The following is a 22,325-nucleotide window of genomic DNA, read 5'->3' as shown; positions in this document are numbered from 1 at the left end:
ACCTAGTATCTGATGATTAAGTTCTTTATGAGAAGGAAAACTCAAATTTTAGTAGGTTTCTAGAAGATACCTAAATCATAATCATTTTTCATAATGGTATTTTCTTCACTTCTAAGAGCATAAAAACAGGATTTTGTGACTTCTAATCGAATTTTTTTGTGATTTTATTCTGATTCTATTTTTCTCTTCGTTTCAGGTATTTTATAGATCTCTTTTACTGTATCAACGAATGGTCTGTATATGTTATGGATTTTCTGTAAATCTCCTTCCTTTTCTATTTCTATAGCTAAGTCCTGTAAAATATTACGAATCTGATGTTTCCATTCATAAGGTTCAGGTTCAACAAAAGGATCATCTTTTGCATGTCTTTCTTTGTAGGTATCTAAATAATCCTCTAAAGTGTATATCAGTGATTTTATTTCATCTTTATAATTTTTAGACAAATACCATTCCCCCTTTTGATTTTTCGAAAAAGAAATTATTGAATTATGTATGTATGTTGTACTTAAGAGCATGATATTTTTTCGAAAGTATCTTTTTTGCTGATTAATCGTTTTTATTGTATTTTTTCTCAACAGATTTTCTCATTCTCTTAACTCTTTTCGAAAGTCTATCATATAGAGTTACATTTTCTGAGTAGAGAAGATTTATCTTTGATCCTATCCAAAGAAAAGCAAACAACAAACTTATAATCAAAATTTCTACGTATCCGCTGCTTATCTGATTGAAAGTATCAATTTTCCATACAAATGGCTGCAAAATAAGCCAAATAATTGCGATAAAACCAAATAGAGATACTATAGTTCTCGATCTAACTTCCTTTCTACTTTCGACAAATAAATCATCGTATAATTTTAGACTTATAGAGGACAATTCTTTAATCAAATTATTTGTAGCTTCAGTCATGGGCATTGATTCACCTTTGGACAACTCAGAATACAGAGTTTTAAGTTTTTCAGAAACTATCTGTTTAATATCTGTAATTTTATTTGAAAATGCTTCATATTCTTTATAATAACGCTCAGTTGGGACTTGAAGGTCAAAAGCGATGAAAATACCCAGCACAGTAACTATAGTTCCTATGACTGCTAAACCGATTTCGTAGCGAATAACTGGAAATCCAAAAAACACATCTATTACAAAATAGACCATAGCAAAAAAAGCAGATAAGATGACTAAGCGAATATAGAATAATTTATCTTCATCCATATCTATTTCTAGTTCTCTTCATCCATATTACACTTTCCTAGAACTTGTTCCAAAATATTGACCACTTCTTACCACTTTTTACCACTGTGAAAAGTACATACTTTGTATAAAAGTGAAATATACAATGAATGGCGTCATTTAGTTTCACTGGCCTTAAACAACGCAACAATTATAACAATAATGAAAAAGAACACAATAAGATGAGCTGTCCATATAGCAAGCTCTATGATAAACGAATTAAAACTCATAGGCCGGTTGCATAGAAGTATAACTCAATGGTCAAAAGAGAAACAAAAATTGGAGAAGCAGAGATTACAACTGCAAAGAAAAACACGGTTCTTATGAAAGTGTTAAATTGTTATAAAATGGTAAAAAGTGTTAGAAAAGTGGTAAATTTGTGTCTTCTTATAGCTAATGTTCTCAAAAAAAGTAACTTAAAGACTTAAAATTCTTCATGTCTAGATCCAGGACCGATCATTTTCCTTCAAATAAATAATATCTTCGTTCTTATTTAATGTTTGGGGTACATACATTTTTTAGGAGTGATATTAAATTAAGCGAAGTGTGTTATCCAAATGAATGAAAGACAAAAACAGATTACTGTAAAAATCGATGTATAAACCGCTATCCTGAATCTTTTTTTAATACATTTGATTGTGAGTGCATTATTTCGTATTGCATGTTGATATGAAAGCACGGTATCATGATACCATTCATTTAATGATTGTGCGAAATCTGTTCTTATTTCAGTTTCATTCTTGTAACCGACACCCCAAGTCCTCACAGTAGAAACACCATAGATTGTTAGGATAGTTGCTGCTGACCAAACTGAGAAACTCAGAATTACTGGAACGCTCACAGAAAGCAAATCTTTTGCATCAATAAGGAAACCTTGGTCTAGGAATATCCTTAAAAGAAGCGCAACCAAAGCCGAAAGAAAAGACAATACAACCAGTAAATATTGAAAAAATGTTTTAAAATCTCTTAATATCTGATGTTGCTGACTTAGATATGTTTTTTGGGCATCATACATTACCTTTATGAGTTCGTCATCTGGCGTTCCAATTAGTCTTCTATCTGCCCGAGCTTCAGGTATTGGGCCACAATAAGCATAATACAAAAAAATACAATAGATTATAATTGAAACCGCGTCTACAACACAAAGAACTTCCCAGTTTATTTCTAACATTGCCCTCTCTCCCATTTTTGAGAACAATTAGAAGGTATTATGACAACTTATTCTTTAAAAATTTAAAATGGTTTTTTTTTCGATATTCCTATACCAGTCTTTTTTTAGGCAATTCGCCATTAATACTCAATGTTTATTACTTTACTTTAGAAAACAAGCATGCATTGACACTCTTTTTTAAAAAGTAGTCTTTATTGACAATTATTCACTTGCGACATTTGTCATTTTTGAATATAGCGTGAAATGCAGATTAAACGCAATATTTTAGAACAACAAAGAAAAAGGTACTAGATCCTTCTTAGTGACTTAGATACTACCATAGCATTCCAATTCCTTAGGAATATAGAGAGTCAATTGCTGTATACCTTTTCAAAACTTTATACGTTCCCGATCATAGCTCACGATAGTACTAATTGCGTGAAAATATAGTATTACCTCTATTTTTTGCATGAAAAAAATATATATACCACTACGTCTTATTTATACTCAGGTGTATTGTTATGGCAACTACAACAAAAGAAACCTTAAAGGAATGGAGTCAAAAACACTCTGTTGTTGAAAATTGGCTTACAAGTTTTCCTGAATCAACACAAAAACAATATAGACCTAAAATGAAGCATTTTTGTGAGTTTTTTGACATAACACCTGAAGACTTTTTAGAAGAAGCACAGTTAGACGTAATCAGTGTAAAAACAAAACTCAATAAATGGTATAATCACCTTAGAAGACAAAAAAAGACACTAAACTATAGCGCAGTGTCAGAAGCAATCATAAAATCATTCTTAAAATATTATGAGATTAAAATTCAGACTCCAAAACGTAAACGCGCTAAAAAATACAAACGAAAGGCATTACGAAAAGAACAAATAAAAGACATTGTTAATGCAGCTTCTAATTTACGAGATAAAGCATTAATCGTTGTAGCATTTCAAACAGGTATGGGTATAGGTGACCTGTTAAACCTTGATTATTCAGATGTAAAGGAAGCAATTGAAGACAATAAGGACTATCATATTATTGAATACATTAGGGGAAAAGAAGGGGTCGAATCAACAGCTGTTATAGGTAGGGATTCAATCAGTTTGTTGAAACAATATATTAAATGGCGCACACAACTGGGAAATGTGATTAAAGATGATTCACCTTTATTTACAGGAATTAAGAAGCATGAACTTCAAAACCGTTTGAGTAATAGGACAGCACAATATATAATGAGACACACTATAGTTAAAGCTGGTTTGATTACTTTTGAAGACCTTGAAAAATATGGAAAACAAAACCCTTTAGGTTTTCATGCTATAAGAAAGGCTTTTTCCAGTGTTGCAAAACAGAACGGTATTCCTTTTGAACAAGCAGAAATGAGTATGGGTCATAAATTACCCTTTGACAGTGCTTATGACGAATATAAAGAACATGAATTAATTAGGAATTTCAAACTTGCAGAACCACACCTTTCAATAAGTGTTGATACAAGAGAACTTGAAGAAAAGGCAAAAGACCAAGAAGAAGACATAGAAACCTTAAAACACAAGATTAGTGAACTTGAATTAATGATAAAAGCATTAGCAAAATCAAAATAAACTAACTTTCAATTAAAGAAGGTTTTTTTGTTCTACCTTCTATCCTACCCACTATTTCTTTAATTTCTTCAACTTTTTTTAACATTTTATTTCGAACTTCTTCTTCTATCATTCCAGTTCTTCACCACCTTGAAGTTTCATAATTCTGCATATGCATTTTTGAAAAGTGTAAATGTTGCATATTTTGTAGGATATAGCAATTTTTTCAACAATTTACAGTCTTTCAATTTCACAGTCTCACAATCCCTGAAATTACAATCTTAACCTTGAAATCACACTTTTAGTGTAACGTACATGGCGGGGAAAAATTGTCTTTTTGAGAGACACTTCTACAATAGGAATAAGTTCATTTATCAGTAAATCTAAGAATTGTTTTAGTTGGTTTTCGATAAACTTCAATATGGCTTTTTCACTTTCACCTGTAATTGATATACGTTTTTGATGTTTCTGCTTTATCCTTTCACGAATATATTCAATTAGAACGGTTTTAGATAGCAGGTCACGGTCTATCTTAGACAGGTCATAGTTCAGTTTTTCTTCCGTGTCAAGGTCTTCTTCGTCCTTAAGCCAAGATTCGTCCTTCAGGTCAAAATCAATATCATCAAACTCTGTATCTTTCATATCTTATTCCCCTATCTATTTAAACCATTAAACAGGTCTACTAATAGTTTAATCAATTCTTTGTGTTCTTCTGTTTGTGGTCTATCATCTTGTATTTTGTTAATCAAATTCCAACACTTTTTTCTTGTTTCTGGTGGTGTCTTTGGCAACTTCAATTTATCAAATAAATTCATGTCAGAACACCTTTTTTTCTTCATTTTCTTTTATTTTACAAACTTATCTTAATTCTCCTGATCCAACTTAGTTAGGATAGTTAGTTAAGTTAGGTTGTTTTTAGACCCAGAAACATACATTTATCCTATCCTAACTAAACTGAACCACCTAATTACATATCTTAATCTCCTAACTCTTTTCCTTGAACTTCATAGGTAAAGTTTTAACATTATCAGAAGCATATATCCACGTCATTTTTACCTAACTCACCTAACTATCCTAACTATGTCCGTCATTCTCCTGTGAGATCGCATCAATGGGGAATGGAGATAATCCACTACGTTTAATCCAATTTTCTACCTTCTCATAATCCACTCTAAATTTTGCACGATTACCTGTTCCTCTTGTGGGGTCACGATAAAGATTTAAATTCTTTAATGACTTCTGTATAGGTCTCCAAGAGTAATATTTAGGGTCTAAACCTAATGTATCTATAACAATGCCTGTAAAATCTTTAAGATAAAGATAACCGTCCTTAATGCGCCAATTTGTTTCATTCTGAGTTTCAGCGTCAATATCAATAATTTGTTTCAAAACTAAAAGCACTTGATAATCAAATTGTTCTGTTTTATCAATAGTTTTCTGTTTAATGCGTTCTTTAATGACTTCAATAAGTGAGTCTTCTATATAAGGCGCAAAAAACGAAGTTAATGCAAGGAATGGCTTAAAAAGTTCCCAGTCTCTATTAGAGATATTATAATCCTTATTTGAAAGGTTGTGATAGTGTTCACAAATTTCAGAACCAGATTCAAGAGTAACAATGTATAGTTTATCTCTTATAATCGTTGGTAAACTGTCTTCTCTGTAGGGTTCTGATTTATCTGAGTATTCAGATTTATCGGTGACTTGCATCATAACTTCTATAGCTCTGGTAGACGTAGCATAAGGCATTTCTTTGGTACTTGAATAAATAAGGGGACCGAACACAGAGAACGGTATAATTTTTCGTGGATTTCCTTCACTCATTCTTAAGACTGCACCACCTTTCTTGTATGCGTTGTTTATGAGATCTTCAAGAATAGATTCTTCCTTTTTACTCCTAATATTAGTTTCATCAAGTCCCAGTGAGCAATGATAATTAGACCTTGCGTAATAGAAGGTTGCGTCACTTAAATTAGGGGTGAACAGAGCATTGTAACTTACTGAACACATGACTTGATTAGTTCGTGTCTTACCACATTCAGGTGGTCCCCTTAGCGCATAAATAGGATAGACGTTAAATGCTTGATGAAAGTAAGTACCGATTACATAAAGGGTTTCCAAGTCATAAAGACGGTGGTCTTCGTACCAAGTGTATTGACTCAGGAAATTTTTCAAATCGGTATAAAATTCATCAAGTTTTGTTAGAGACGAATTTTTTTGAAGGAAATTTACCACAGCTTCCCTTGACATCCCCATTCCTTCAGGAAAGTCAAAGTCTTTTTTCACCTTGTAAGCAGTCCCATTAACAGAAAAGATGTTATTATCTTTTAAAGGTTCATACCCGCGTTCTTCATTAATTTTATATATTATAAAAGGGTGTAGTGATCTGTCTATTTCTGCAAGTTCTTTATCACCCGTCTGTTTATTGGTTTTTTGTATATACTTCTTTACCTGAAAATAACATAACTGAAAAGAAGACTCTTTATCAATGTGTCCAGTTTCAATAGACACTGTTTTTTCTTCTTCTTTCGGTAGTTCGATATAAATAGGGTCACCTTTTCCTGTTTTGCCTATAAGCCACCCGTCACCACTAAATTCATTGTTATCTGCTTCAGTCATTCCTGAATCACCCATTAACCTCTTTACTTAGTGCTCCTACTTCCCTAATCAATGAAAGAACTTCATTGAGAATATTCCATTGCCACCGTGATTTAGGATCGTTCAAAAGACCAATAATAAGATTTTCTGCTTTTTTCAATTGAACGATACCTTTTTTAGGCAAAAAGATAACATTAGTCACGGTGCTGACACACCCTTATTCCCTTTTTTTCATTTAGTTAATTCTTCTTCCATTTTTTTCAATTTCTCAACAACTGCATCCCTAAAGAAGCGTGAACGGTTACCGTTGCATACCTTGTCTATTTTTCTTCTTAGTTTTGCATTTATTGAGATAGTAATAACTTCAGGCATTCATGTCACCTTTAGGATTTAGTAAATAAACAAATATTTTACTAAATTCAGTTATATTTAAACTTAAGCATTGTACTAACACATTAAGACAACTGAGACAAAATGAGACAATTATATCTAAAAATAGAAGTATATCTCACACTAAATAAACCCGATACAATCCGTCTATACTTTTGATATATAAGGAAATAAGAGATTAAGGAAACTTAGTAGGGGAAATCTCTTCTTTTGATCTATTTTTATAGACATGCATATGCATAATTATAAACAGTAAAGCGCGCCAAATAGGATTGCGAAAAGTACCTTTTTGCAGGTTGTTAAATCTGCACCTGCATTTCTGTAATACACTAATCTGTAATACGCTAACACCTACAGAATTAATACAAATGACATGAATGGTCAACTGTTGACCATAAAACATTTAAGCCAAAAGAAGGTTATAGTGTAGTAAAACTTGAAAAAAATGGGTAGTTGTATAGGTGTTTACAGCATTTGTGTTGTGAATCCTTGTTTCTTGCATTATTGGTCACCAGTTCCTACAGAAGCACTGTGCCATACCCACACCTTTTTTGAAATAATGGAAGGGGTTTTACATTCGTTATGAATGCTTTTCCCCCTTCCTACAACACCTTTTGCTGTTTTTAGTCTCTTACCTATGAGAGTTTTCTGTTAAGTTGAGAATTAGTAATCTTATAATGTGTAGTGCCTAAATAACTCGAACACAATATCATTTCTAATAGACTTTAATGATGAAAAATCACCCTGTATGTGACGTTTGTATTAAAAATAGGGTGAATGCTTCCATTTATCCCCTTTCACTTATCTTTGAACTAATTCTTAATATGGTCAACTGTTGACCATAAAATTAATAAGTTGAAATAGGGGTATAGGATAGACTTAATAACAATGGTCAATCATTGACCATTAGGGGATTTCTATGAGTAAACACGAAGAAACTATTGGAAACGAAGAAATCATTGCTATACTGGAAGAAGACGGTATAAATGTTCCACCAACTTTGGAAGACTATGAACAATACAATGTTATTCCACCAAAAAAACTTTATGAACATGGGATACGACCACAAGACCGTATATACATTCTGAAATACAGGGATAAAATAGAACAACTAAAGACAAGACCTACTACAAAAAGAGAGAAATATGAAGCACATAATAAAGTCTTGAAGTATATTGAAGAAGTAGGTGAAATCAGAACAATAGAATTTGAAAAGGTTGGTCTTAACAATAAGCAACGCTTATATACAGTATTAAAATGGCTTAAGAAGGAAGGACAGGTGGAAAAGGTAGAAATTAGTCACAAAAACGTAATTTATAGAATCCCCGTAAACGAATAATAAAAAATCTAATAAAAATTAAGGAAAGGGTGATAAACGAATGGAATTTGACGGTCTGCAAAAAGTAGGTTTCTCCTTGCATATGTTTCTATTCTTAAGTCTATGGGGTCTTCTGATTTATCTCCAATACTACAATATGCAAGAATATGTTCTTGTGGTGTTTCTCGGTGTTTTATTTTCTTCTACATTTGCGGAATTCTTAGTTCTCGGTTCAAGAATAACTTCTGAAAAAATCACAGTTAATTTATTCATTCTAATTGGTGGTTTCTTTGTTCTGTTAAACGGTGTAGGTCAGACATTGCTATTCACAAACTCAATAGGTCTTAGTGCATATCCACCGTCTATAGACATTATAACACTTGCAGGAATGCAACTGAGCGCAGATTTATTTTCTCAAGTCTTCTCTATGCCAATAATGGGTGCGGTAATAGGTTTTGCAATCTTAGGTGGTGTGTTAATCAATGTAGGTGACGCAATGGATAACGGTTCTCTATATGGCGCAGGTGCATTAGTAGCTACAGTGTTGCCTATGATTATTTTGATAGGCGTGTTAACTGGTACAATAGCACCTTCAGACTACTTCTATCAGATAGGTGGGTCTATGGCTAATGTCTTAGAGTTCAGTGCCTTGTTAGGTGTTTTATTACTGGTGCTCACGGTGGTATTCTTGTTTGATGACCTCATAAGTAGTGCAACCGCAGGAGAAACATATGATTAAATGAAAATAGGTGGTTTTAATGTTAGAACACACCGAACAAATACGCATTCCAACAGAAATTGTTCAAGAAATCATGTTTCAATCAAACTATGCACAGTGCACCCCTGAACTTATTTCAGAACACTTAAGCAAAGAAGGACTTTCTTATTCAAAGGAAGACGTAGAAAATGTGATAGACTACTATAAAACTGTTTCTAAAGATGAAAGGGAATGCTATAGGTTAGAACAATATGCAAAAAAGCGCATAAGGGAAATAGACCGAATAGGACGTGATTCAGTACCCATTTATTTGAGCAAGGAAGAAAAGGAAACAATCAGAAGAGCCAGTGAATTAAGTGGAAAAGTTTTCTCACAGTTTATCAGATTTCATATGATACGAATAAGTGAGCAAATATTAAACGGTGGTACTCTCTGTAATCACAAGGATAGTTCAGGAAAATAACTTTTACTTCAATGAAAAATAGGATGAAAAATAGCACAAAAAATATTCAGTAACCTAAAATTAACCCAGTTTTAGGGGGATTCTTTTGGTGTCCTGTAGTGTCCAAAATGTCTTATTTAGATTGATTAATTCATTAAATTATAGTTAAAATTAGTTAGGGGACAGTTAAATTTAATGAAATGGTGGTAATAGAATCATGCCAAAATCAAAATATGCCAATTTGATAAGTCCACCTGAAGACTTCCATAAGAAAAAATACGTCAAAGTCTATTTTAATTCATTAGAATTTGAGACCGTAAAAGAAGTTTTTGGTAAATGTATATCTGCTAAAATTAGAAGACTTGTGATGAAATACATTGATTTTATTCACAAAGTTAAGCAATCAGAAGCAGAATTATTTGCAGAATTTCAGGAAGACGTTTTCGGTTTAACTTGCGAAGAGTAATCTTTATTTTGTCTCATATCTGTCTCATTTTAATACGTCTTGTCTCAATAAAACTAAGACAATGAGACAAAAGGTGCGCGTTTCAGTTTCTTAGACATGTATGATACAACTATTTATTTCCTACTTCTTCTCATTGCCTCTTTGATTTTTTCTCCTATTTCTATTATTTCTTGATAGTTTTTATTGACATTATTATAGATTCGATCTCTTTCCTCTTTGATTTTTTTTAAAAACTCTCTGAAATATTCCCTTTTTACGATGTCAAAATAGAAAATACCGTCAGGATACCAATGACGCAACAAAACATGATTGATTTCTTGAAGTCTTGGTTCTGTATTTTCGATAGTGCATTCGTAAAGTTTTCCATCAAAGACAATAATAGGAAAGAAAAATCTTATGTACTCTGGGATCTCTGTATATTCAATAAATCGATCCACTTCATAAATGACATAATTTCTAAGTTGATTTATTGCAATAAAGATTTCCTCTTTCTGACTTTTCCCTTTTTGTTTTTTAAATTCACCATAAGTACTTGCAACTCTATTAAAATCTTGATGATGAATTCTTCCAGTATATTTAAGTAGTTCTTGCGTAAAAGTTATATGTCGAACATGGTTGACAATTTGTTGCATACCAGCAACTTGATATTTTGTGGGACGTGAAAAAAAAAACCCACGCGTGTGTGTTGCTTTTCTTACATTCGACTATTAAAGTTATAGTACAAAGAAATTTAATTTTCGATCCTTCATGTTTACTAAATGGGTTGTTTGCAAGTATGTCAATTTCTCTTTCTTTATTGGAGATCTTATCCAAATAAAAAGCGTTATTTACTACAAACCAATCCTTTTCCAAAATTGACGATACTTCAATTTCCAGTGGATAACCAGATTTTTTTATATTTTCAAGAATAAATTCCTTCTCGTTTTTAGTCATTGTAATCTGATTAAGAATATGTGCATAAACTGTTTTAAGTTTTATGGAACTTAGTATCTTAGTGTCTTAGATTATTAGATGCTTTGTTTTTTCAATTTTGGTAATATATTCATTCAAGTAAAGTCTAAGTCTTACTTAGTCTATTATTTTTATTTATTTGCAGTTTAAAAAAAAGGAAAAAATGTTTTCGCTCCTTTTAGACATTCTTATTTCATTACATTTTGCTTATTTTACAAGTTGTTTATAAAATACACCTTTATGAAAGAAGCCCATTCCTTCACTCCCAGTTTCAAGGTTAGCATAGGAGAAATAGAAGGGGACTTCTAATTCATTCATTAATTCTTCAAAATCTGCCCACTGTGTAATTAATATCACTGGTGTCGTTTCAGGTAATTTCTCTATTATTGCCTTTATTGGTTTCGGCATACTAATCACCGTTCTAATTATATTACAAAGTCTCCTTAATATTCTTTCTACGAGTCTATACTCTTAAAAAATCGAGTTTTGTAATTTATTTGTGAGTTTATTATTACTTTTTGATGATAAAAAAAAGCAGAATGTTAAGGACGAGTTATTAATATTATTTAATATATTTTTGCATTTCTTCGTTCCATTTCTTTGAGATATTAAATATTGCATTCATTACCTTATTTGTAAATTCCAAGCATAGATCAAAAAGTTTAGGACGGAACATGGTTGTTGTGACTCCTGAGTCTATTTCTGTGAAGGATGGATGCACATAACTACTCAATTCTTTGTATAGTTTTTTCAGTTTCTTCTTATTATCAAGTTTAGATTTGTCGATAACATTTCCTGCGGTAATAGGTCGATCTAAATCTGCAAGTTCTTTGAGAATTTCTAATTTACATTCAAGTGATGCTTCAGGATGATTTATGTCTAAATAGTATGATTGAATCATCGTTTCCAGTGAATATCTCAATTCACGAATTGCTTGGTGATATGCACCAGATAGAACACAGTTTTGAATCCATGTAAGATTTAGAAAAAGTTCTATTCCACGTCTTAGGAATAATTGAGTATTTCCACCTTTAGGAAGTATATTTATTTCTTCACCTAATTGTTCCTCTGAAAATTTCATCAGTTTATACCATTCTGCTATCCATTTACTAACAAAATCAAACCATGTAAGGATTTTATCTTGTCGATTCTCAAGTGTTACTTCTTCTACAAATTCCCAAGTTTTTCTAAAGTCTCTAAACATTTGTAATTTAATTAAAGAATCATTTTTATTGTCATTATTAGACATATCAAATCACTTCAATCATTCTATAATAGAACTTAAAGGAAATAAACTTTTTTCACTTCTATGGTGTTCAATACGATGATTTATTACAGCGAAAAGAAAAAGAAAACACTAATTACCAAATCTTTATTAATACAATCCCAATAATGATCAAAAACGAACGGGGTAGGGTAAAAATGTTTTCCTTTATTGGGAATCTAATGCGAAAAATAGGCATAGTAAAGCTTAGTCTGCTCTTGTTTATACTGATCCCTGTTGGAACTGCCACTATAATGCATTTTTCTTATCTAACACCCCCCTACGAAACAGTTAAGGAATTTTTAAACATACTCATAGAAATTACTGGCATTTTGTTTGGAATAGGTGGTATTTTTGCTACCTTTCTACTAAAAAATGCATATGATTTACGGGAAACCTTTAAAGAAAGATATGAGAAGATTGGTAAAAGTTATATACGCACACAGTTACGAGAGATGAGAGGTCTTATTTCCAGAGTGATTACACTGATAAGTTTTTTCTTTTATTCTTCGATTCTTTCAGTAATCTTTTCTTTCTATTATATTTTGACGATGGACATAAGTTCTGGTGATCTCGGTCTTTGTTTTGGTTTGGTGATTTATAGTTTTGTAATATTATTTCTAACTTTTCGTCATCAAATTAACGAAATTGAAGCACTACAGTACATAATATCTATTGATAGTTTAATTGAAGCTTTAAAGAACGTAACAATGGAAAAATAGAATAAGTCTTCAAGAGTCTGATTGAAATGCTACAAAATGCAACACAACCTGTATCCAATACAATGGATCCAGCAACAGCAGCTATAACAGGAGCAATAGTAGGAGCATTAATAGTTGGAATCATAAGTTTAGTTGTTGCACATTATACTTTATACAAAACAAGAAAATGGGATCTTGAAAAAGATACTCAAAGAAAACAAGAAGAACTTGAAAAAGATACTCAAAGAAAGCAAGATGAGTTTAATAAGGTAATACATAATATTCAGCTTGAGTTAACTCATAATTCAGGAATACTTGAGGCAAATATTGAAAGTCTAAAAGTGTCTGCTGAACCACTCAATCCCTTAAAAGATGAATTATGGAGAATTGGATTATATAGTGGATTTTTAAGATATATTTCATCAATGGATGTTTATAAGAAGTTAATAGTGATCTATTCTTCTATTGGAATAGTTAACCGTGCAATTAAGTATAGAGAGAATTTAACCACTCCGACTGTAGAGCTAATGGAGGAGCTGAATAATAAGCATATAAAAAGTTGGGAAAAGTTACAGACAGAAATTGAGGATATGAAGAGAGAATTAATCGAAGAATTAAGAAGACTGCATGAATTTTGATATAAATAAGAAATGAAAATAAACGATTTAAGTTTGGTACTCTATAATGATGGAAAATTACAAATAACTTATTTTTTTCTATTTAAAATAAGATTTTTCTATAAACGAAAAGCAAAATGTTCAGGACGGTTTTTTCATATTCAAGTTTTAGTTCGCTGAATTGTCATAAGGTCTGTTTTCCTAAGAGATAAAATGCAGATTTTTTGGATTAGCCAGTGAGTGAAACTAAAAATATGCAATAAATGGTAGTCATAATATAGTTTAACTACTATAGTATATGCGTGAATAAAATTTAAATACCAAGTTTCTCATGAAGAAGTATTTATGACTGCCATTACAGAAGTAAGTTCTAAAGAATGGGTTAAAAAGTATGAAAATGTAGAGGAGTTTCTCGCGGGGAGGAAAGAATCAACTAAGAAACAATATCGGACCAAACTCAAGAAATTCTTTCATTTTTTTGGGATTTCTCCTTATGAATTCCTCGAAGAAGCAAAAAAGAACAAAGTTAAAACGAAAACAAAACTCAATATATTCTATAAACACTTACTCGATCAAGGGCTCTCAGATAAAACCGCTTCAAACCACGAAGACGCAGTCAAATCGTTTTTAACTTACCACGAAATTCGAATTAAATCACAACGACGTTCTAACGCACGAAAATATAAGAGGGCAGTATATAGAAAAGAAGAGATCAGAAAACTTTATGAGGCCTCCCCTGATTGGCGGGGAAAAACCCTCATTATCCTCGCGTTTCAGACCGGGATGGATATAAGTTCGATGCTCAGGCTTAATTACGGAGATGTGAGTGCCGCAATAGAGAATGACAAACAGTATCATGTAATAGAATATACGCGCTCTAAGACAAAAACAAAAGCAAAAGCAGTGATAGGCAAAGATTCTATTGATACACTCCGTCAATATGTTCGATGGCAGAGAGAAAGAGGAGAAGAACTTTTCTTTGAAAGTCCTCTGTTTGGTTCTGTTCGTAATCTTAAAGTAAGAGCACGAATTTCCAAAAGAACCGCTCAATTAGAGATGCGAAAAACGATCGTTAAAGCAGGAATACCGTCGACCAAATACGAAGGAAAAATAGTCACGTTTCAAGAACTGAAAGAATATGGGAAATTTAACCCGTATGGCTTCCACGCGATAAGAAAAGCCTTCTCAAGCGTTGCAAAACAATGGATGCCTTTTGAACAAGTAAAAATGAGTATGGGACAGACACTACCTTATGATGGCGCGTATGATGAATACACTGAAAAAGAAATGATTAAAAACTTCAAAAATGCAGAACCATATCTCTCGATCTCTATAGATACCAGAGAACTTGAAGAACAGGTACGCGAAGAAAGTGAACTTGTTAAACAGTTAGAAGAAAGATTGAAATCGACAACACAGGAACGAGATGTGCAACAAGAAAAATTAGAGGCTCTCACTAATCGTTTTGAAATATTAGAGGGACTTTTCGTTAAAATACTTGAAAAAGAAACTAAAAAATAAGTGAATTTACGACTTGATGATTTCTTTACATTCTTTAATTAATTTTAGACCATCAAGAGCGAGTTGAGAGACCGTCTTTTCCTCTTCTCTTCCTTTTTCGACAGAGACTTCTTTTGTCGATAAAACTGATGTCACAACAATCACCATTGTACAGTCTTCTATAGAACCAAGAACTACTTTATATCTTTTACTAATTGATCCTCATTACCTAAGTACTAATATTAAGTTTTCAAAAAAAGAAAGAAAAAGGTATGTTACAGGCGGATCCATCCGCGAGGAACATTTTTATTTTGTCTACGTCGATATGCTCTATGTTTTAAGAATTTGGTGTAACTGCTTTCGATACTTTCGTTCTTGCGATATTCAAAGAGAGATAAAAATAACACGAATGCAAAGAAGAAATTAATACAACTTAGTAGAGCTATGTACTCAAGGTTTAATGTTAGTAATAAAACTCCAATGGTAACGATTGTAAGACAGACATTAAATACTGCAAAACACAGTTGCCCTCTATGTAATGTTTCTTTGTAATCTTCTAACGTGTATTCTTGTGATTCTAGTTCTAATTCCTCATCTGTGATCTTTATTTTCTTCCTTCCCAACTTATCACCCCTTTTTCTCTTATTATGGCACTCCGCTCATTCCACCGCAATCATCACGACTGAGATACCATTTGTAAAATACAATTCCTCATCACCTTTCAGTCGTCGTATTACGGGATTCTGCTCACTCCACCACGATCATCACACTATAGAATTCCCGTAACGCACGATATTAGGTCCTCATCGCCTATTGAAAGGCTTAGGTGGACGAAAAGAGGTTATCCTCTTTCGGCTTCTACCGACAAGGCAGATTTCCCTCATCGTGTAGCCATGTAAAGAACTTGGGAGCCCAACCATCGCTTTGGGGTGTTCTGTGATTGAACTATCTGCTCGAATGTTGTTTTCTTTTAATTTCTCAACGAGGTCTTTTCGGAACTCAAGTTCTTTTTTGAATGATTTTGAAGAATTATAATCGCAAAAATAAACATGAAAGCCTTTTCTTCCACTAAAATAAATCATAAAGTCAGTTAAACTTAATTTATCCTCGCAAAAATCAAATAACTTCATCGTTTCGTGTTTTACATGGTCTAGTCCAATTTCGCATATACCACTTTGAGTCAGGAGACATGGCACATGCAGATCGCTACAATCAATATCAAAAGCTAATATCGAATCTAAGAGAGTGTTTGAATTTTTTCTAAAAAATAACTGCTTTGGATCTCGCCACTTTGAGATCGAAACAAAAATTCTAAGAGGAAAAACGACTCTTTTGGTGACTTCACGCTTCAATTTTTCTGTGTTTGAAATTCTCTTGTCAATTTGGTTTCTGAATCTACCGCTGGACATGACGTATGAAAAATGATGCCACCCTAAACGTGTTTCAAAATACTTAGGTAGTTGTGGTTCCCATTCCTGGTAAAATTGTTGTAGCCGGGAAGGAAAATTTTCAGTCGTAAAGGTCATATATTCAATCCAAATATCCTGTCCCTTCTCAAGATATTTGTTTTTGAATCCTGGCGCAATTATAATCAGTTTTTCAAAGTGCTTGTTTGTCTTTTCTACAAGTTTTTTACAATCATCTCTGGAAAGAGGATACGATTTCACTTCTACAACAGTTTGACCATCAAGGGAAAGTCCGTCATATTCAGGACTTGTAGAATCGCCGAATCTCACATTAGTAAAAATAGGTCCTACCGATTGTGCAACTGCTGCTAATGCTGCATATTCGTAAAACCGCCAAAATTGGTTCATTTTACCTGATCGCCTTCTGTATTATGTCTGTTTCCTTCATTGACAAAAGAAGAGGTAAATCTCTTAACGGGCGTCCTATATCAAGAATTTCTGTTATGGCTACTTTGCCATATTCTTTCTTATCATTGGAACTCAAGAGGACTTCTGAAGGGAACAAAAACTTTGTAATAACTTTGCGCTGTGTTTTTAAAAGAAAGAGGAATATCGAAAAAATTCCATTCCGTTCTGCCTCTTGTAGCCCCTCTAATTGTACTTTAGTGATGTGGATATTTGCTAAACGCTTCCATTTTTTCCCGTTATGAACGTAGTAGTTCCACAAACGACTATATTTAACTTCGATATAGAGAGGACGTTCGTTAAAGGATGCAACTATGTCTGCCTGACCCCACGTCCCCGTACCATTGGTTGCAAAGATCTTTAGTTCTGCTAGTTTTTCTTTGGCAATTTCGATGCCTTCTTCACCAATAAGTACAGAAGTTCTTGGAATGTTTATCCCTCCTCCTCATCGTCCTCGTAAGCAAAGTGTTCACTGCATAGCCCACAAAATTGCTCAAATGGTATCTCTTTAAAGAGTGCGTCTTCAAAATTTATGACCTCTGTATGTCTTAGAAGATGAATTGTGCGGCAGTCTCGACATCGAGTAACATCATATTTTTTCGGTATTTCTTCCACCGATCTACGCGATAAATAATAACCTCGACACACTATCGGAGAATCATAAGAGCAGTTTTTACACGTAAAATAGACATTCTCACAGTTGGGGCAGATCCGTATGTAGTCTAATTCACGAATTTTAGCCCCTAAAATTACCTCTAGTTGGTTTAAAGGAATCAAATCGCGGTCTATGGTTAGCGGATAGATTTTCTTTTCAATTTCACGGCTTGTTATTTCTTAACCCTCCTCAAATTATAGTTGACAGTTACACAGACATCTCTTAGAATCAAGACCCAGATTATCCCATACGTCCTGAGTCTCCTTACAAAGTGCATATCGAGAATAGCCAAATTTTTCTTCTAATAAGCGGATCATGTGACGATAGATTTCTTCTCGATCCGTTAAGCGATACCTCCCATCCTCAGCACAGCGTTCTGCTGGAAAGAGGTCAAATAAGGAAGTGTCTCGTTCTAACTTCTTCAACCTTGAGGGAAGCGAAGGAAAATAGCGAAGAGTTCCAAGAGTTATTCTCTCAGGAAAGCCAAAGTCAAAAATATTCTTTAGTAAATCCTCATATTTCGTTTTCCAATTTTCTACAGGAAGCATGGGATCTATTCGTATTCGTGTCGATCCTGGAATACAATAAGTGGCGTTGCCAAATGCATGTATTCGTCTTATAGGACTTGGTGCGCCTTTTTCCCATTGATGGGCCACCTTCGGAATATTGACACTCCAGGAAAGAATTGTTTGTGTCACGTTGCCTTGCTCAAATAAAAACCGAAAATTGCGAAGGTTATTTGATTTCGTCAAGAAAAGTATTTTATGTACGTTCTGTGACTCAAAAAGTGGCACAATAAATGTTGAAAACGGATTATCCGTGTTTTCCATCAAGAAAGAGTCAGTCAATTCCCCTGCATTGAGAAGAGTAGGATATTCTACTTTTTCACAAAAATTACAAAAGTCGTCTTTTAGTTGATTCCAAGAATACAGATGTGGCTTGACGCCCTGTATTCGATAAGTAAGGGCGAGATAACAGTACGAACAACCATATCTGCACCCTCGGGCAAATTTCAACATCCAGAAGTGCGGACAAACAATCCCTTCTGGTGTTTTGTCAAAAAACTCAATGAGTTTTGCCAATCTTTCACCTTCCTAATTACTTAAGTACTCATGTTATAATACCTAAAAATTGAGTACCATAAATTATATATTGGTAGATGGTATATAAGATATTCGATTATCTTATAAGGTGTAACCAATGGGAAAAATCACTGTTGAAATTCCAGACGATTTAGAAAATGAGTTTCGAGACGTTGCTATACACAAGTTCGGAAAAAAGCGTGGTCATTTGAAAAAAGCGGGTATCGAAGCAATAAAATTGTACGTTGACAACGCAGTAGTAGAAGAAGGAATTGCAATGGGGTTAACGGACCACTAATTAATTGTGGTGAAAGGATAGGAGACACGAGAATACAGAGATGAATGCCGCGATCAAAAAACTGCATCTTGTAACAGACTGGTCATTTTTATAAAAGTCCTGAATGGATTAGGCGTCTCCTATCCCACCAAAATTAAAACTACTTAGGTAATGAGAATGAAAAACCAAAAACATCATGCAACATTAATTACTGAGGCTAAAAAGCAAGTTAAAGAAATCTTAGATCGTGAACAGTACGAAAAGGACGGAGCGGATGAACTCATCGAAGAATACAATCAATTATTAAAAGAAAATATGAAAGCACTTCAAAAGGCACGTGCACAATTAGAAGAAGCTCAAAAACGAGCGAGAAAAATTATCAGGGATGCAAAAAAGCAAGCGGATGAGATACTAACCAAAGCAAAAGCAGATCTCAAAGTATGGGAGAGGGAAAGAAGGGAATTACTCGAAGCCATGAAACTTTGTAAAAAAGAAAGAAAAGGCAATATTGGAAGTAGAACGTATCGAAAGTTAACAAAAATTGGTTTAAACAAAAAATTGGCTAAACATCTTGTTGGAGAGGCGTGCTAAAACACTAATTACAAGTTATTGTGTATGAAATTAACCATTGACGTAATTGGATGTTTTGATGTAAAATGATTAAACCCATTGAAAAATGGATTCTTTTACTATTGAGCGCAAATAACAACCAACCGATTAAGGGAAAAAAGAGATTTATTTATCAGATGTTTATAATCTCTAAAGAGATTGCTGAAGATAAAAAACTTGATGAGAGTTTAGAATGGTTTCCTATGAAGTGAGAGACTTTGACGGAGTTGATATTATGAAAATAGAAGATCGTGTTAAACGACTTGAACGCCTGTTATTAGAGGTAGCTGATAGCATGGCTGAATATGATTGTATTAACCCAGATCTATATGCGAGATTATATTCTGAACTTAAAGAAACATCAAAAGGAAAGCATCAGCAAAAAAAATTGACAATGTAATTACTTGAAATGATGTTTGATATGATTAAGGGTGTTTAAAATGACGGAAAAAACAAAATATATTCAATTAGACCCCGACGAATGGAAACAATGCAATGTTTGTGATGGATATTTCGAAAAAGAGAATATATGTGAGTGGGGGCGGTGTGTGCATTGTTGTATGACCGTTTGTGCCATTGAAGAGTTCGATCATGTAGAAACAGAAGATTTGACACCTAAAGCAGGGAAAATCTTTGATGATCTAAAAAAACATGGCGTTCATCAGAGAGAAATCATCCCTCTGATACGTTTAATCTTTGGCGGATACGGTTTAAGACTCGCCGAAGAAACACTCAGAGGAGAAATTGATTGGCCCGCACGAAAGAGAATTGCACGATCCTTAGAGGCGTTAGCAAACTGTTATAAAAAAGAATCAGGTCAATCTCGTAAAATTTCCCTGTTGCAGGAGGCTAAAGGATGAAAGTACCTGAGCCTAAAGAATGGGAAGATGATTATATTTTCAAATGTGACAGTTACAAGGTCCACATATATTACAAGCCCAATAACGGCTCTGATCTTACCGTATGTGATATTTGCCAAGATCAAATGTTTCATTATGTTCTTACTGCTCTAAATCGACTAAGAAAGGTGTTTAATATTAAAACTCCTTTTTTCTTGGTTCTTAATCAGCAAGAAAACGTCAAGGATGAGAATATCAGAGCAGACATGACAATTCAACGCTATAAAACTACTAAGAAAAAACAAATATTCTTTGTATTAAGATTTCCCAAATGGAAAAATACCATAAAAGCATTGATTGATCTTGGTGCACAGATCCTTTTTGCCCATGAATACACACATATCGTAAGCAAGGATCGGTACACTTCTTCGGATGGTCTAACTTATGAGACTGCACATGACAAGAAATTTATGGATACTTTTCTAAAATTAGCAACAACTCTTCTTGAAGTAGATAATGAACTTTCAATTCAGGAAGCAAAAGAAAAGGGTTGGAACGAGGAGTATGGCAAGTGATTCTATTCAACAGTGGCTTCATTTTGTGCTAATTTTTATAATATTAGTTGCTCTAGCCCAACATTTCTTAAAATAGGCTTTTTTACTTTCAACATCTTGGATTCTTTTGATGTCTCCTAGCTTTTTATGAATAATATTCATCGGCGGAATATTATAACAATTTTCTTCACTTAAAATATATCTATCATGTATTCTTTCAACATCCTTTTCATCAAGAATTCTAAGTTCTACAGTTATTCCTTTATTGTCCATCTCGGTTTTAAAGGCTTTAAATATATCCTTAAAATCTCTACTTAAATGATCTGTACTCATTAAGATTTTCACATTACTTACAAACAAGGGATTGAGTTTTTTTACAAACTTAAAGCCTTTTTGATCAAAGTGTTTCTCAATTAAAAGGATATCTCCTTTGAGTTTTTGCATTAATTCAGAAACTTTAGTTATATTCGTAAAAGGGGTCTCAAGCGCCATCTCTATCTCATTTGGCATGGAAATTGTATCTTCTTTCGCAAGTTTATTTTTTTCAGGAACTAGTTGATCAATACCATAACTAGTGATCTTAATGTCGAATCTTTTTCCTGCAAACCAGTTTATTTCAACAAGGCCAGTATCTTCTAGATATGAAAATATTCGTCTTGAGGAAAAATCATCCATATCTAAGAATTCTTGAAAAAATATATTCTCTACGTAATTAGGATAATTCTTGTTTAGTTGTTCAAGTATGATCATAAGAGTTTCATTATCAACTATTTCTTCGCCAATATACCGAATTCCAGCAGCGGTTATTTTGAAAAGAGGACCATTTGATTTTCTAATATAGCCCTTTTCCGCAATGTAATGGATATATCTTGACAAATCACTGTCTGAAAGAGAAATATATTGTTTCAATTGTTCCTTGAACATAGAATTAGGATACAAGTCTGCTAATTTCTTTAAAATGATTGTTATTGTTTCATTCTTTATGTTCAATCCCCTCGTTCAAACTTAGGATCGAGTTCAACCACTCTTACATAACTCTCAATCGCTTTAAAATAATCTTTGCTTTTTTATCCTCAGGATTGATCTCTAAAACTTTTTGATTGCACTCAATTACTTTATTTTATTTTGCCTACCAAAATAAATCTGATACTCTTTCGAAGCAATAAACTATGTGAATCTTTTCCGATGATAAGCTTATATCTCCTGTAAATTTTGTCTTTAATCTTCCAGAATGAGAAAATACGTAATTACCACCAATATTTTCTACTAAAAATGAACTAAATACTCCCGTTCTGATTGCTAGAAATATTCCTGTTTCTTCGTTGATCAACTCTGGATACTGCAATCTGGTATATGATGCGAGAGATAAAAAACTAACGTCCTTTGATATCTAAAAAAATAAAAGAGAATGTTACTAAAAGTCAGAGGGATCCTCGAAGAAATCATCGCCCTCATCATAAAAATGTGAATCCCCACAACTACCAACGCCACAAGGAGACTGCATTACTTTTATTTTTGC

General features: G+C 33.2%; 30 protein-coding genes. 13 read left to right on the top strand and 17 right to left on the bottom strand.

The window, feature by feature from the left end; genetic code table 11:
• Positions 1–164: 164 nt before the first annotated feature.
• The 3 genes from QVB70_RS16025 to QVB70_RS16015 all read right to left on the bottom strand — a co-directional run bounded on the left by QVB70_RS16025 (position 165) and on the right by QVB70_RS16015 (position 2,398).
• A complete protein-coding gene (locus QVB70_RS16025; protein ID WP_287588350.1) occupies positions 165–443 on the bottom strand; it encodes a hypothetical protein in 279 nt (92 codons plus the stop codon).
• 103 nt (positions 444–546) lie between these two features.
• Entirely contained in the window at positions 547–1,209 is a 663-nt protein-coding gene (locus tag QVB70_RS16020; protein WP_287588348.1) for a hypothetical protein, read from the bottom strand.
• A 553-nt stretch (positions 1,210–1,762) separates the two neighbouring features.
• A complete protein-coding gene (locus QVB70_RS16015; protein WP_287588346.1) occupies positions 1,763–2,398 on the bottom strand; it encodes a hypothetical protein in 636 nt (211 codons plus the stop codon).
• A gap of 500 nt (positions 2,399–2,898) precedes the next feature.
• Here QVB70_RS16015 and QVB70_RS16010 point away from each other — a divergent pair, with 500 nt between their 5' ends.
• A complete protein-coding gene (locus tag QVB70_RS16010; RefSeq protein WP_287588344.1) occupies positions 2,899–3,978 on the top strand; it encodes a tyrosine-type recombinase/integrase in 1,080 nt (359 codons plus the stop codon).
• Positions 3,979–4,230: 252 nt separating this feature from the next.
• Here the strand turns inward: QVB70_RS16010 and QVB70_RS16005 are convergent, their stop codons facing one another.
• From QVB70_RS16005 to QVB70_RS15985, 5 genes are all read right to left on the bottom strand, one after another.
• The gene (locus QVB70_RS16005; RefSeq protein WP_287588342.1) at positions 4,231–4,599 is read right to left on the bottom strand and encodes a hypothetical protein; all 369 of its coding nucleotides are present in this window, start codon (positions 4,597–4,599) and stop codon (positions 4,231–4,233) included.
• 11 nt (positions 4,600–4,610) lie between these two features.
• Positions 4,611–4,772, bottom strand: coding sequence for a hypothetical protein (locus QVB70_RS16000; protein WP_287588340.1), 162 nt, complete (start codon positions 4,770–4,772; stop codon positions 4,611–4,613).
• A 259-nt stretch (positions 4,773–5,031) separates the two neighbouring features.
• Positions 5,032–6,573 carry a hypothetical protein gene (locus tag QVB70_RS15995; RefSeq protein WP_287588339.1) on the bottom strand — a complete coding sequence of 514 codons (1,542 nt, stop codon included), beginning with the start codon at positions 6,571–6,573 and terminating at the stop codon, positions 5,032–5,034.
• A gap of 7 nt (positions 6,574–6,580) precedes the next feature.
• Positions 6,581–6,754, bottom strand: coding sequence for a hypothetical protein (locus tag QVB70_RS15990; RefSeq protein WP_287588336.1), 174 nt, complete (start codon positions 6,752–6,754; stop codon positions 6,581–6,583).
• A 29-nt stretch (positions 6,755–6,783) separates the two neighbouring features.
• Positions 6,784–6,924, bottom strand: coding sequence for a hypothetical protein (locus QVB70_RS15985; RefSeq protein ID WP_287588333.1), 141 nt, complete (start codon positions 6,922–6,924; stop codon positions 6,784–6,786).
• 937 nt (positions 6,925–7,861) lie between these two features.
• Between QVB70_RS15985 and QVB70_RS15980 the strand changes: the two genes are divergently transcribed.
• From QVB70_RS15980 to QVB70_RS15965, 4 genes are all read left to right on the top strand, one after another.
• Complete coding sequence (locus QVB70_RS15980) at positions 7,862–8,281, top strand: hypothetical protein (RefSeq protein WP_287588332.1); 420 nt, start codon at positions 7,862–7,864, stop codon at positions 8,279–8,281.
• Between the two features lie 40 nt (positions 8,282–8,321).
• Positions 8,322–8,999: a hypothetical protein gene (locus tag QVB70_RS15975; RefSeq protein WP_287588331.1), complete on the top strand. Its 678-nt coding sequence runs from the start codon at positions 8,322–8,324 to the stop codon at positions 8,997–8,999.
• 19 nt (positions 9,000–9,018) lie between these two features.
• Positions 9,019–9,441 carry a hypothetical protein gene (locus QVB70_RS15970; RefSeq protein ID WP_287588329.1) on the top strand — a complete coding sequence of 141 codons (423 nt, stop codon included), beginning with the start codon at positions 9,019–9,021 and terminating at the stop codon, positions 9,439–9,441.
• 196 nt (positions 9,442–9,637) lie between these two features.
• Positions 9,638–9,886 carry a hypothetical protein gene (locus tag QVB70_RS15965; protein ID WP_287588327.1) on the top strand — a complete coding sequence of 83 codons (249 nt, stop codon included), beginning with the start codon at positions 9,638–9,640 and terminating at the stop codon, positions 9,884–9,886.
• Positions 9,887–9,999: 113 nt separating this feature from the next.
• Here QVB70_RS15965 and QVB70_RS15960 read toward each other — a convergent pair whose 3' ends face one another.
• From QVB70_RS15960 to QVB70_RS15950, 3 genes are all read right to left on the bottom strand, one after another.
• Positions 10,000–10,518 carry a hypothetical protein gene (locus QVB70_RS15960; RefSeq protein WP_287588326.1) on the bottom strand — a complete coding sequence of 173 codons (519 nt, stop codon included), beginning with the start codon at positions 10,516–10,518 and terminating at the stop codon, positions 10,000–10,002.
• A gap of 526 nt (positions 10,519–11,044) precedes the next feature.
• Positions 11,045–11,245, bottom strand: a complete 201-nt coding sequence (locus tag QVB70_RS15955; protein ID WP_287588324.1) for a hypothetical protein — start codon at positions 11,243–11,245, stop codon at positions 11,045–11,047.
• Positions 11,246–11,399: 154 nt separating this feature from the next.
• Positions 11,400–12,086 (bottom strand): hypothetical protein, encoded by a 687-nt coding sequence (locus QVB70_RS15950; RefSeq protein ID WP_287588322.1) that lies wholly within the window; start codon positions 12,084–12,086, stop codon positions 11,400–11,402.
• A 197-nt stretch (positions 12,087–12,283) separates the two neighbouring features.
• Between QVB70_RS15950 and QVB70_RS15945 the strand changes: the two genes are divergently transcribed.
• The 3 genes from QVB70_RS15945 to QVB70_RS15935 all read left to right on the top strand — a co-directional run bounded on the left by QVB70_RS15945 (position 12,284) and on the right by QVB70_RS15935 (position 14,940).
• Positions 12,284–12,823 (top strand): hypothetical protein, encoded by a 540-nt coding sequence (locus tag QVB70_RS15945; protein WP_287588320.1) that lies wholly within the window; start codon positions 12,284–12,286, stop codon positions 12,821–12,823.
• Positions 12,824–12,849: 26 nt separating this feature from the next.
• Entirely contained in the window at positions 12,850–13,440 is a 591-nt protein-coding gene (locus QVB70_RS15940; RefSeq protein WP_287588318.1) for a hypothetical protein, read from the top strand.
• Between the two features lie 324 nt (positions 13,441–13,764).
• Complete coding sequence (locus QVB70_RS15935) at positions 13,765–14,940, top strand: tyrosine-type recombinase/integrase (protein ID WP_287588316.1); 1,176 nt, start codon at positions 13,765–13,767, stop codon at positions 14,938–14,940.
• Between the two features lie 6 nt (positions 14,941–14,946).
• Here QVB70_RS15935 and QVB70_RS15930 read toward each other — a convergent pair whose 3' ends face one another.
• The 5 genes from QVB70_RS15930 to QVB70_RS15910 all read right to left on the bottom strand — a co-directional run bounded on the left by QVB70_RS15930 (position 14,947) and on the right by QVB70_RS15910 (position 18,527).
• Positions 14,947–15,087 (bottom strand): hypothetical protein, encoded by a 141-nt coding sequence (locus QVB70_RS15930; protein WP_287588314.1) that lies wholly within the window; start codon positions 15,085–15,087, stop codon positions 14,947–14,949.
• Between the two features lie 107 nt (positions 15,088–15,194).
• Positions 15,195–15,542: a hypothetical protein gene (locus QVB70_RS15925; RefSeq protein ID WP_287588312.1), complete on the bottom strand. Its 348-nt coding sequence runs from the start codon at positions 15,540–15,542 to the stop codon at positions 15,195–15,197.
• A gap of 180 nt (positions 15,543–15,722) precedes the next feature.
• Positions 15,723–16,733 carry a DNA primase small subunit domain-containing protein gene (locus QVB70_RS15920; RefSeq protein WP_287588310.1) on the bottom strand — a complete coding sequence of 337 codons (1,011 nt, stop codon included), beginning with the start codon at positions 16,731–16,733 and terminating at the stop codon, positions 15,723–15,725.
• Position 16,734: 1 nt separating this feature from the next.
• The gene (locus QVB70_RS15915) at positions 16,735–17,052 is read right to left on the bottom strand and encodes a hypothetical protein (RefSeq protein WP_287588307.1); all 318 of its coding nucleotides are present in this window, start codon (positions 17,050–17,052) and stop codon (positions 16,735–16,737) included.
• 587 nt (positions 17,053–17,639) lie between these two features.
• On the bottom strand, positions 17,640–18,527 hold the full coding sequence (locus tag QVB70_RS15910; protein ID WP_287588305.1) for a spore photoproduct lyase family protein: 888 nt from the start codon (positions 18,525–18,527) through the stop codon (positions 17,640–17,642).
• Positions 18,528–18,645: 118 nt separating this feature from the next.
• On the opposite strand from QVB70_RS15910, the gene QVB70_RS15905 reads away from it, so the two are divergent.
• The 5 genes from QVB70_RS15905 (at position 18,646) to QVB70_RS15885 (ending at position 20,827) form a co-directional block, all read left to right on the top strand.
• Entirely contained in the window at positions 18,646–18,825 is a 180-nt protein-coding gene (locus QVB70_RS15905; RefSeq protein ID WP_287588303.1) for a hypothetical protein, read from the top strand.
• 156 nt (positions 18,826–18,981) lie between these two features.
• Positions 18,982–19,395, top strand: coding sequence for a hypothetical protein (locus QVB70_RS15900; RefSeq protein ID WP_287588287.1), 414 nt, complete (start codon positions 18,982–18,984; stop codon positions 19,393–19,395).
• Between the two features lie 211 nt (positions 19,396–19,606).
• Positions 19,607–19,813 (top strand): hypothetical protein, encoded by a 207-nt coding sequence (locus tag QVB70_RS15895; protein WP_287588285.1) that lies wholly within the window; start codon positions 19,607–19,609, stop codon positions 19,811–19,813.
• Positions 19,814–19,853: 40 nt separating this feature from the next.
• Entirely contained in the window at positions 19,854–20,273 is a 420-nt protein-coding gene (locus tag QVB70_RS15890; protein WP_287588283.1) for a hypothetical protein, read from the top strand.
• Positions 20,270–20,827 (top strand): hypothetical protein, encoded by a 558-nt coding sequence (locus tag QVB70_RS15885; protein WP_287588281.1) that lies wholly within the window; start codon positions 20,270–20,272, stop codon positions 20,825–20,827. Before QVB70_RS15890 ends, QVB70_RS15885 begins: the two co-directional genes overlap by 4 nt.
• A gap of 18 nt (positions 20,828–20,845) precedes the next feature.
• Here QVB70_RS15885 and QVB70_RS15880 read toward each other — a convergent pair whose 3' ends face one another.
• Positions 20,846–21,796 (bottom strand): hypothetical protein, encoded by a 951-nt coding sequence (locus tag QVB70_RS15880; protein WP_287588280.1) that lies wholly within the window; start codon positions 21,794–21,796, stop codon positions 20,846–20,848.
• Between the last annotated feature and the right edge of the window lie 529 nt (positions 21,797–22,325).

This window comes from Candidatus Borrarchaeum sp. (assembly GCF_019058535.1).
Taxonomy (GTDB): Archaea; Asgardarchaeota; Sifarchaeia; order Borrarchaeales; family Borrarchaeaceae; genus Borrarchaeum; species Borrarchaeum weybense.
Note: the sequence above shows the minus strand (reverse complement) of the source record. Positions and strands in the feature narration are given on the sequence as shown.

Coding starts and splice junctions, on each gene's coding strand:
- QVB70_RS16020 (WP_287588348.1), bottom strand. CDS start 1,209: ATGGATGAAGATAAATTATTCTATATTCGCTTAGTCATCTTATCTGCT.
- QVB70_RS16015 (WP_287588346.1), bottom strand. CDS start 2,398: ATGTTAGAAATAAACTGGGAAGTTCTTTGTGTTGTAGACGCGGTTTCA.
- QVB70_RS16010 (WP_287588344.1), top strand. CDS start 2,899: ATGGCAACTACAACAAAAGAAACCTTAAAGGAATGGAGTCAAAAACAC.
- QVB70_RS16005 (WP_287588342.1), bottom strand. CDS start 4,599: ATGAAAGATACAGAGTTTGATGATATTGATTTTGACCTGAAGGACGAA.
- QVB70_RS16000 (WP_287588340.1), bottom strand. CDS start 4,772: ATGAATTTATTTGATAAATTGAAGTTGCCAAAGACACCACCAGAAACA.
- QVB70_RS15995 (WP_287588339.1), bottom strand. CDS start 6,573: ATGACTGAAGCAGATAACAATGAATTTAGTGGTGACGGGTGGCTTATA.
- QVB70_RS15985 (WP_287588333.1), bottom strand. CDS start 6,924: ATGCCTGAAGTTATTACTATCTCAATAAATGCAAAACTAAGAAGAAAA.
- QVB70_RS15980 (WP_287588332.1), top strand. CDS start 7,862: ATGAGTAAACACGAAGAAACTATTGGAAACGAAGAAATCATTGCTATA.
- QVB70_RS15975 (WP_287588331.1), top strand. CDS start 8,322: ATGGAATTTGACGGTCTGCAAAAAGTAGGTTTCTCCTTGCATATGTTT.
- QVB70_RS15970 (WP_287588329.1), top strand. CDS start 9,019: ATGTTAGAACACACCGAACAAATACGCATTCCAACAGAAATTGTTCAA.
- QVB70_RS15965 (WP_287588327.1), top strand. CDS start 9,638: ATGCCAAAATCAAAATATGCCAATTTGATAAGTCCACCTGAAGACTTC.
- QVB70_RS15960 (WP_287588326.1), bottom strand. CDS start 10,518: ATGCAACAAATTGTCAACCATGTTCGACATATAACTTTTACGCAAGAA.
- QVB70_RS15955 (WP_287588324.1), bottom strand. CDS start 11,245: ATGCCGAAACCAATAAAGGCAATAATAGAGAAATTACCTGAAACGACA.
- QVB70_RS15950 (WP_287588322.1), bottom strand. CDS start 12,086: ATGTCTAATAATGACAATAAAAATGATTCTTTAATTAAATTACAAATG.
- QVB70_RS15945 (WP_287588320.1), top strand. CDS start 12,284: ATGCGAAAAATAGGCATAGTAAAGCTTAGTCTGCTCTTGTTTATACTG.
- QVB70_RS15940 (WP_287588318.1), top strand. CDS start 12,850: ATGCTACAAAATGCAACACAACCTGTATCCAATACAATGGATCCAGCA.
- QVB70_RS15935 (WP_287588316.1), top strand. CDS start 13,765: ATGACTGCCATTACAGAAGTAAGTTCTAAAGAATGGGTTAAAAAGTAT.
- QVB70_RS15930 (WP_287588314.1), bottom strand. CDS start 15,087: ATGGTGATTGTTGTGACATCAGTTTTATCGACAAAAGAAGTCTCTGTC.
- QVB70_RS15920 (WP_287588310.1), bottom strand. CDS start 16,733: ATGAACCAATTTTGGCGGTTTTACGAATATGCAGCATTAGCAGCAGTT.
- QVB70_RS15905 (WP_287588303.1), top strand. CDS start 18,646: ATGGGAAAAATCACTGTTGAAATTCCAGACGATTTAGAAAATGAGTTT.
- QVB70_RS15900 (WP_287588287.1), top strand. CDS start 18,982: ATGAAAAACCAAAAACATCATGCAACATTAATTACTGAGGCTAAAAAG.
- QVB70_RS15895 (WP_287588285.1), top strand. CDS start 19,607: ATGGTTTCCTATGAAGTGAGAGACTTTGACGGAGTTGATATTATGAAA.
- QVB70_RS15890 (WP_287588283.1), top strand. CDS start 19,854: ATGACGGAAAAAACAAAATATATTCAATTAGACCCCGACGAATGGAAA.
- QVB70_RS15885 (WP_287588281.1), top strand. CDS start 20,270: ATGAAAGTACCTGAGCCTAAAGAATGGGAAGATGATTATATTTTCAAA.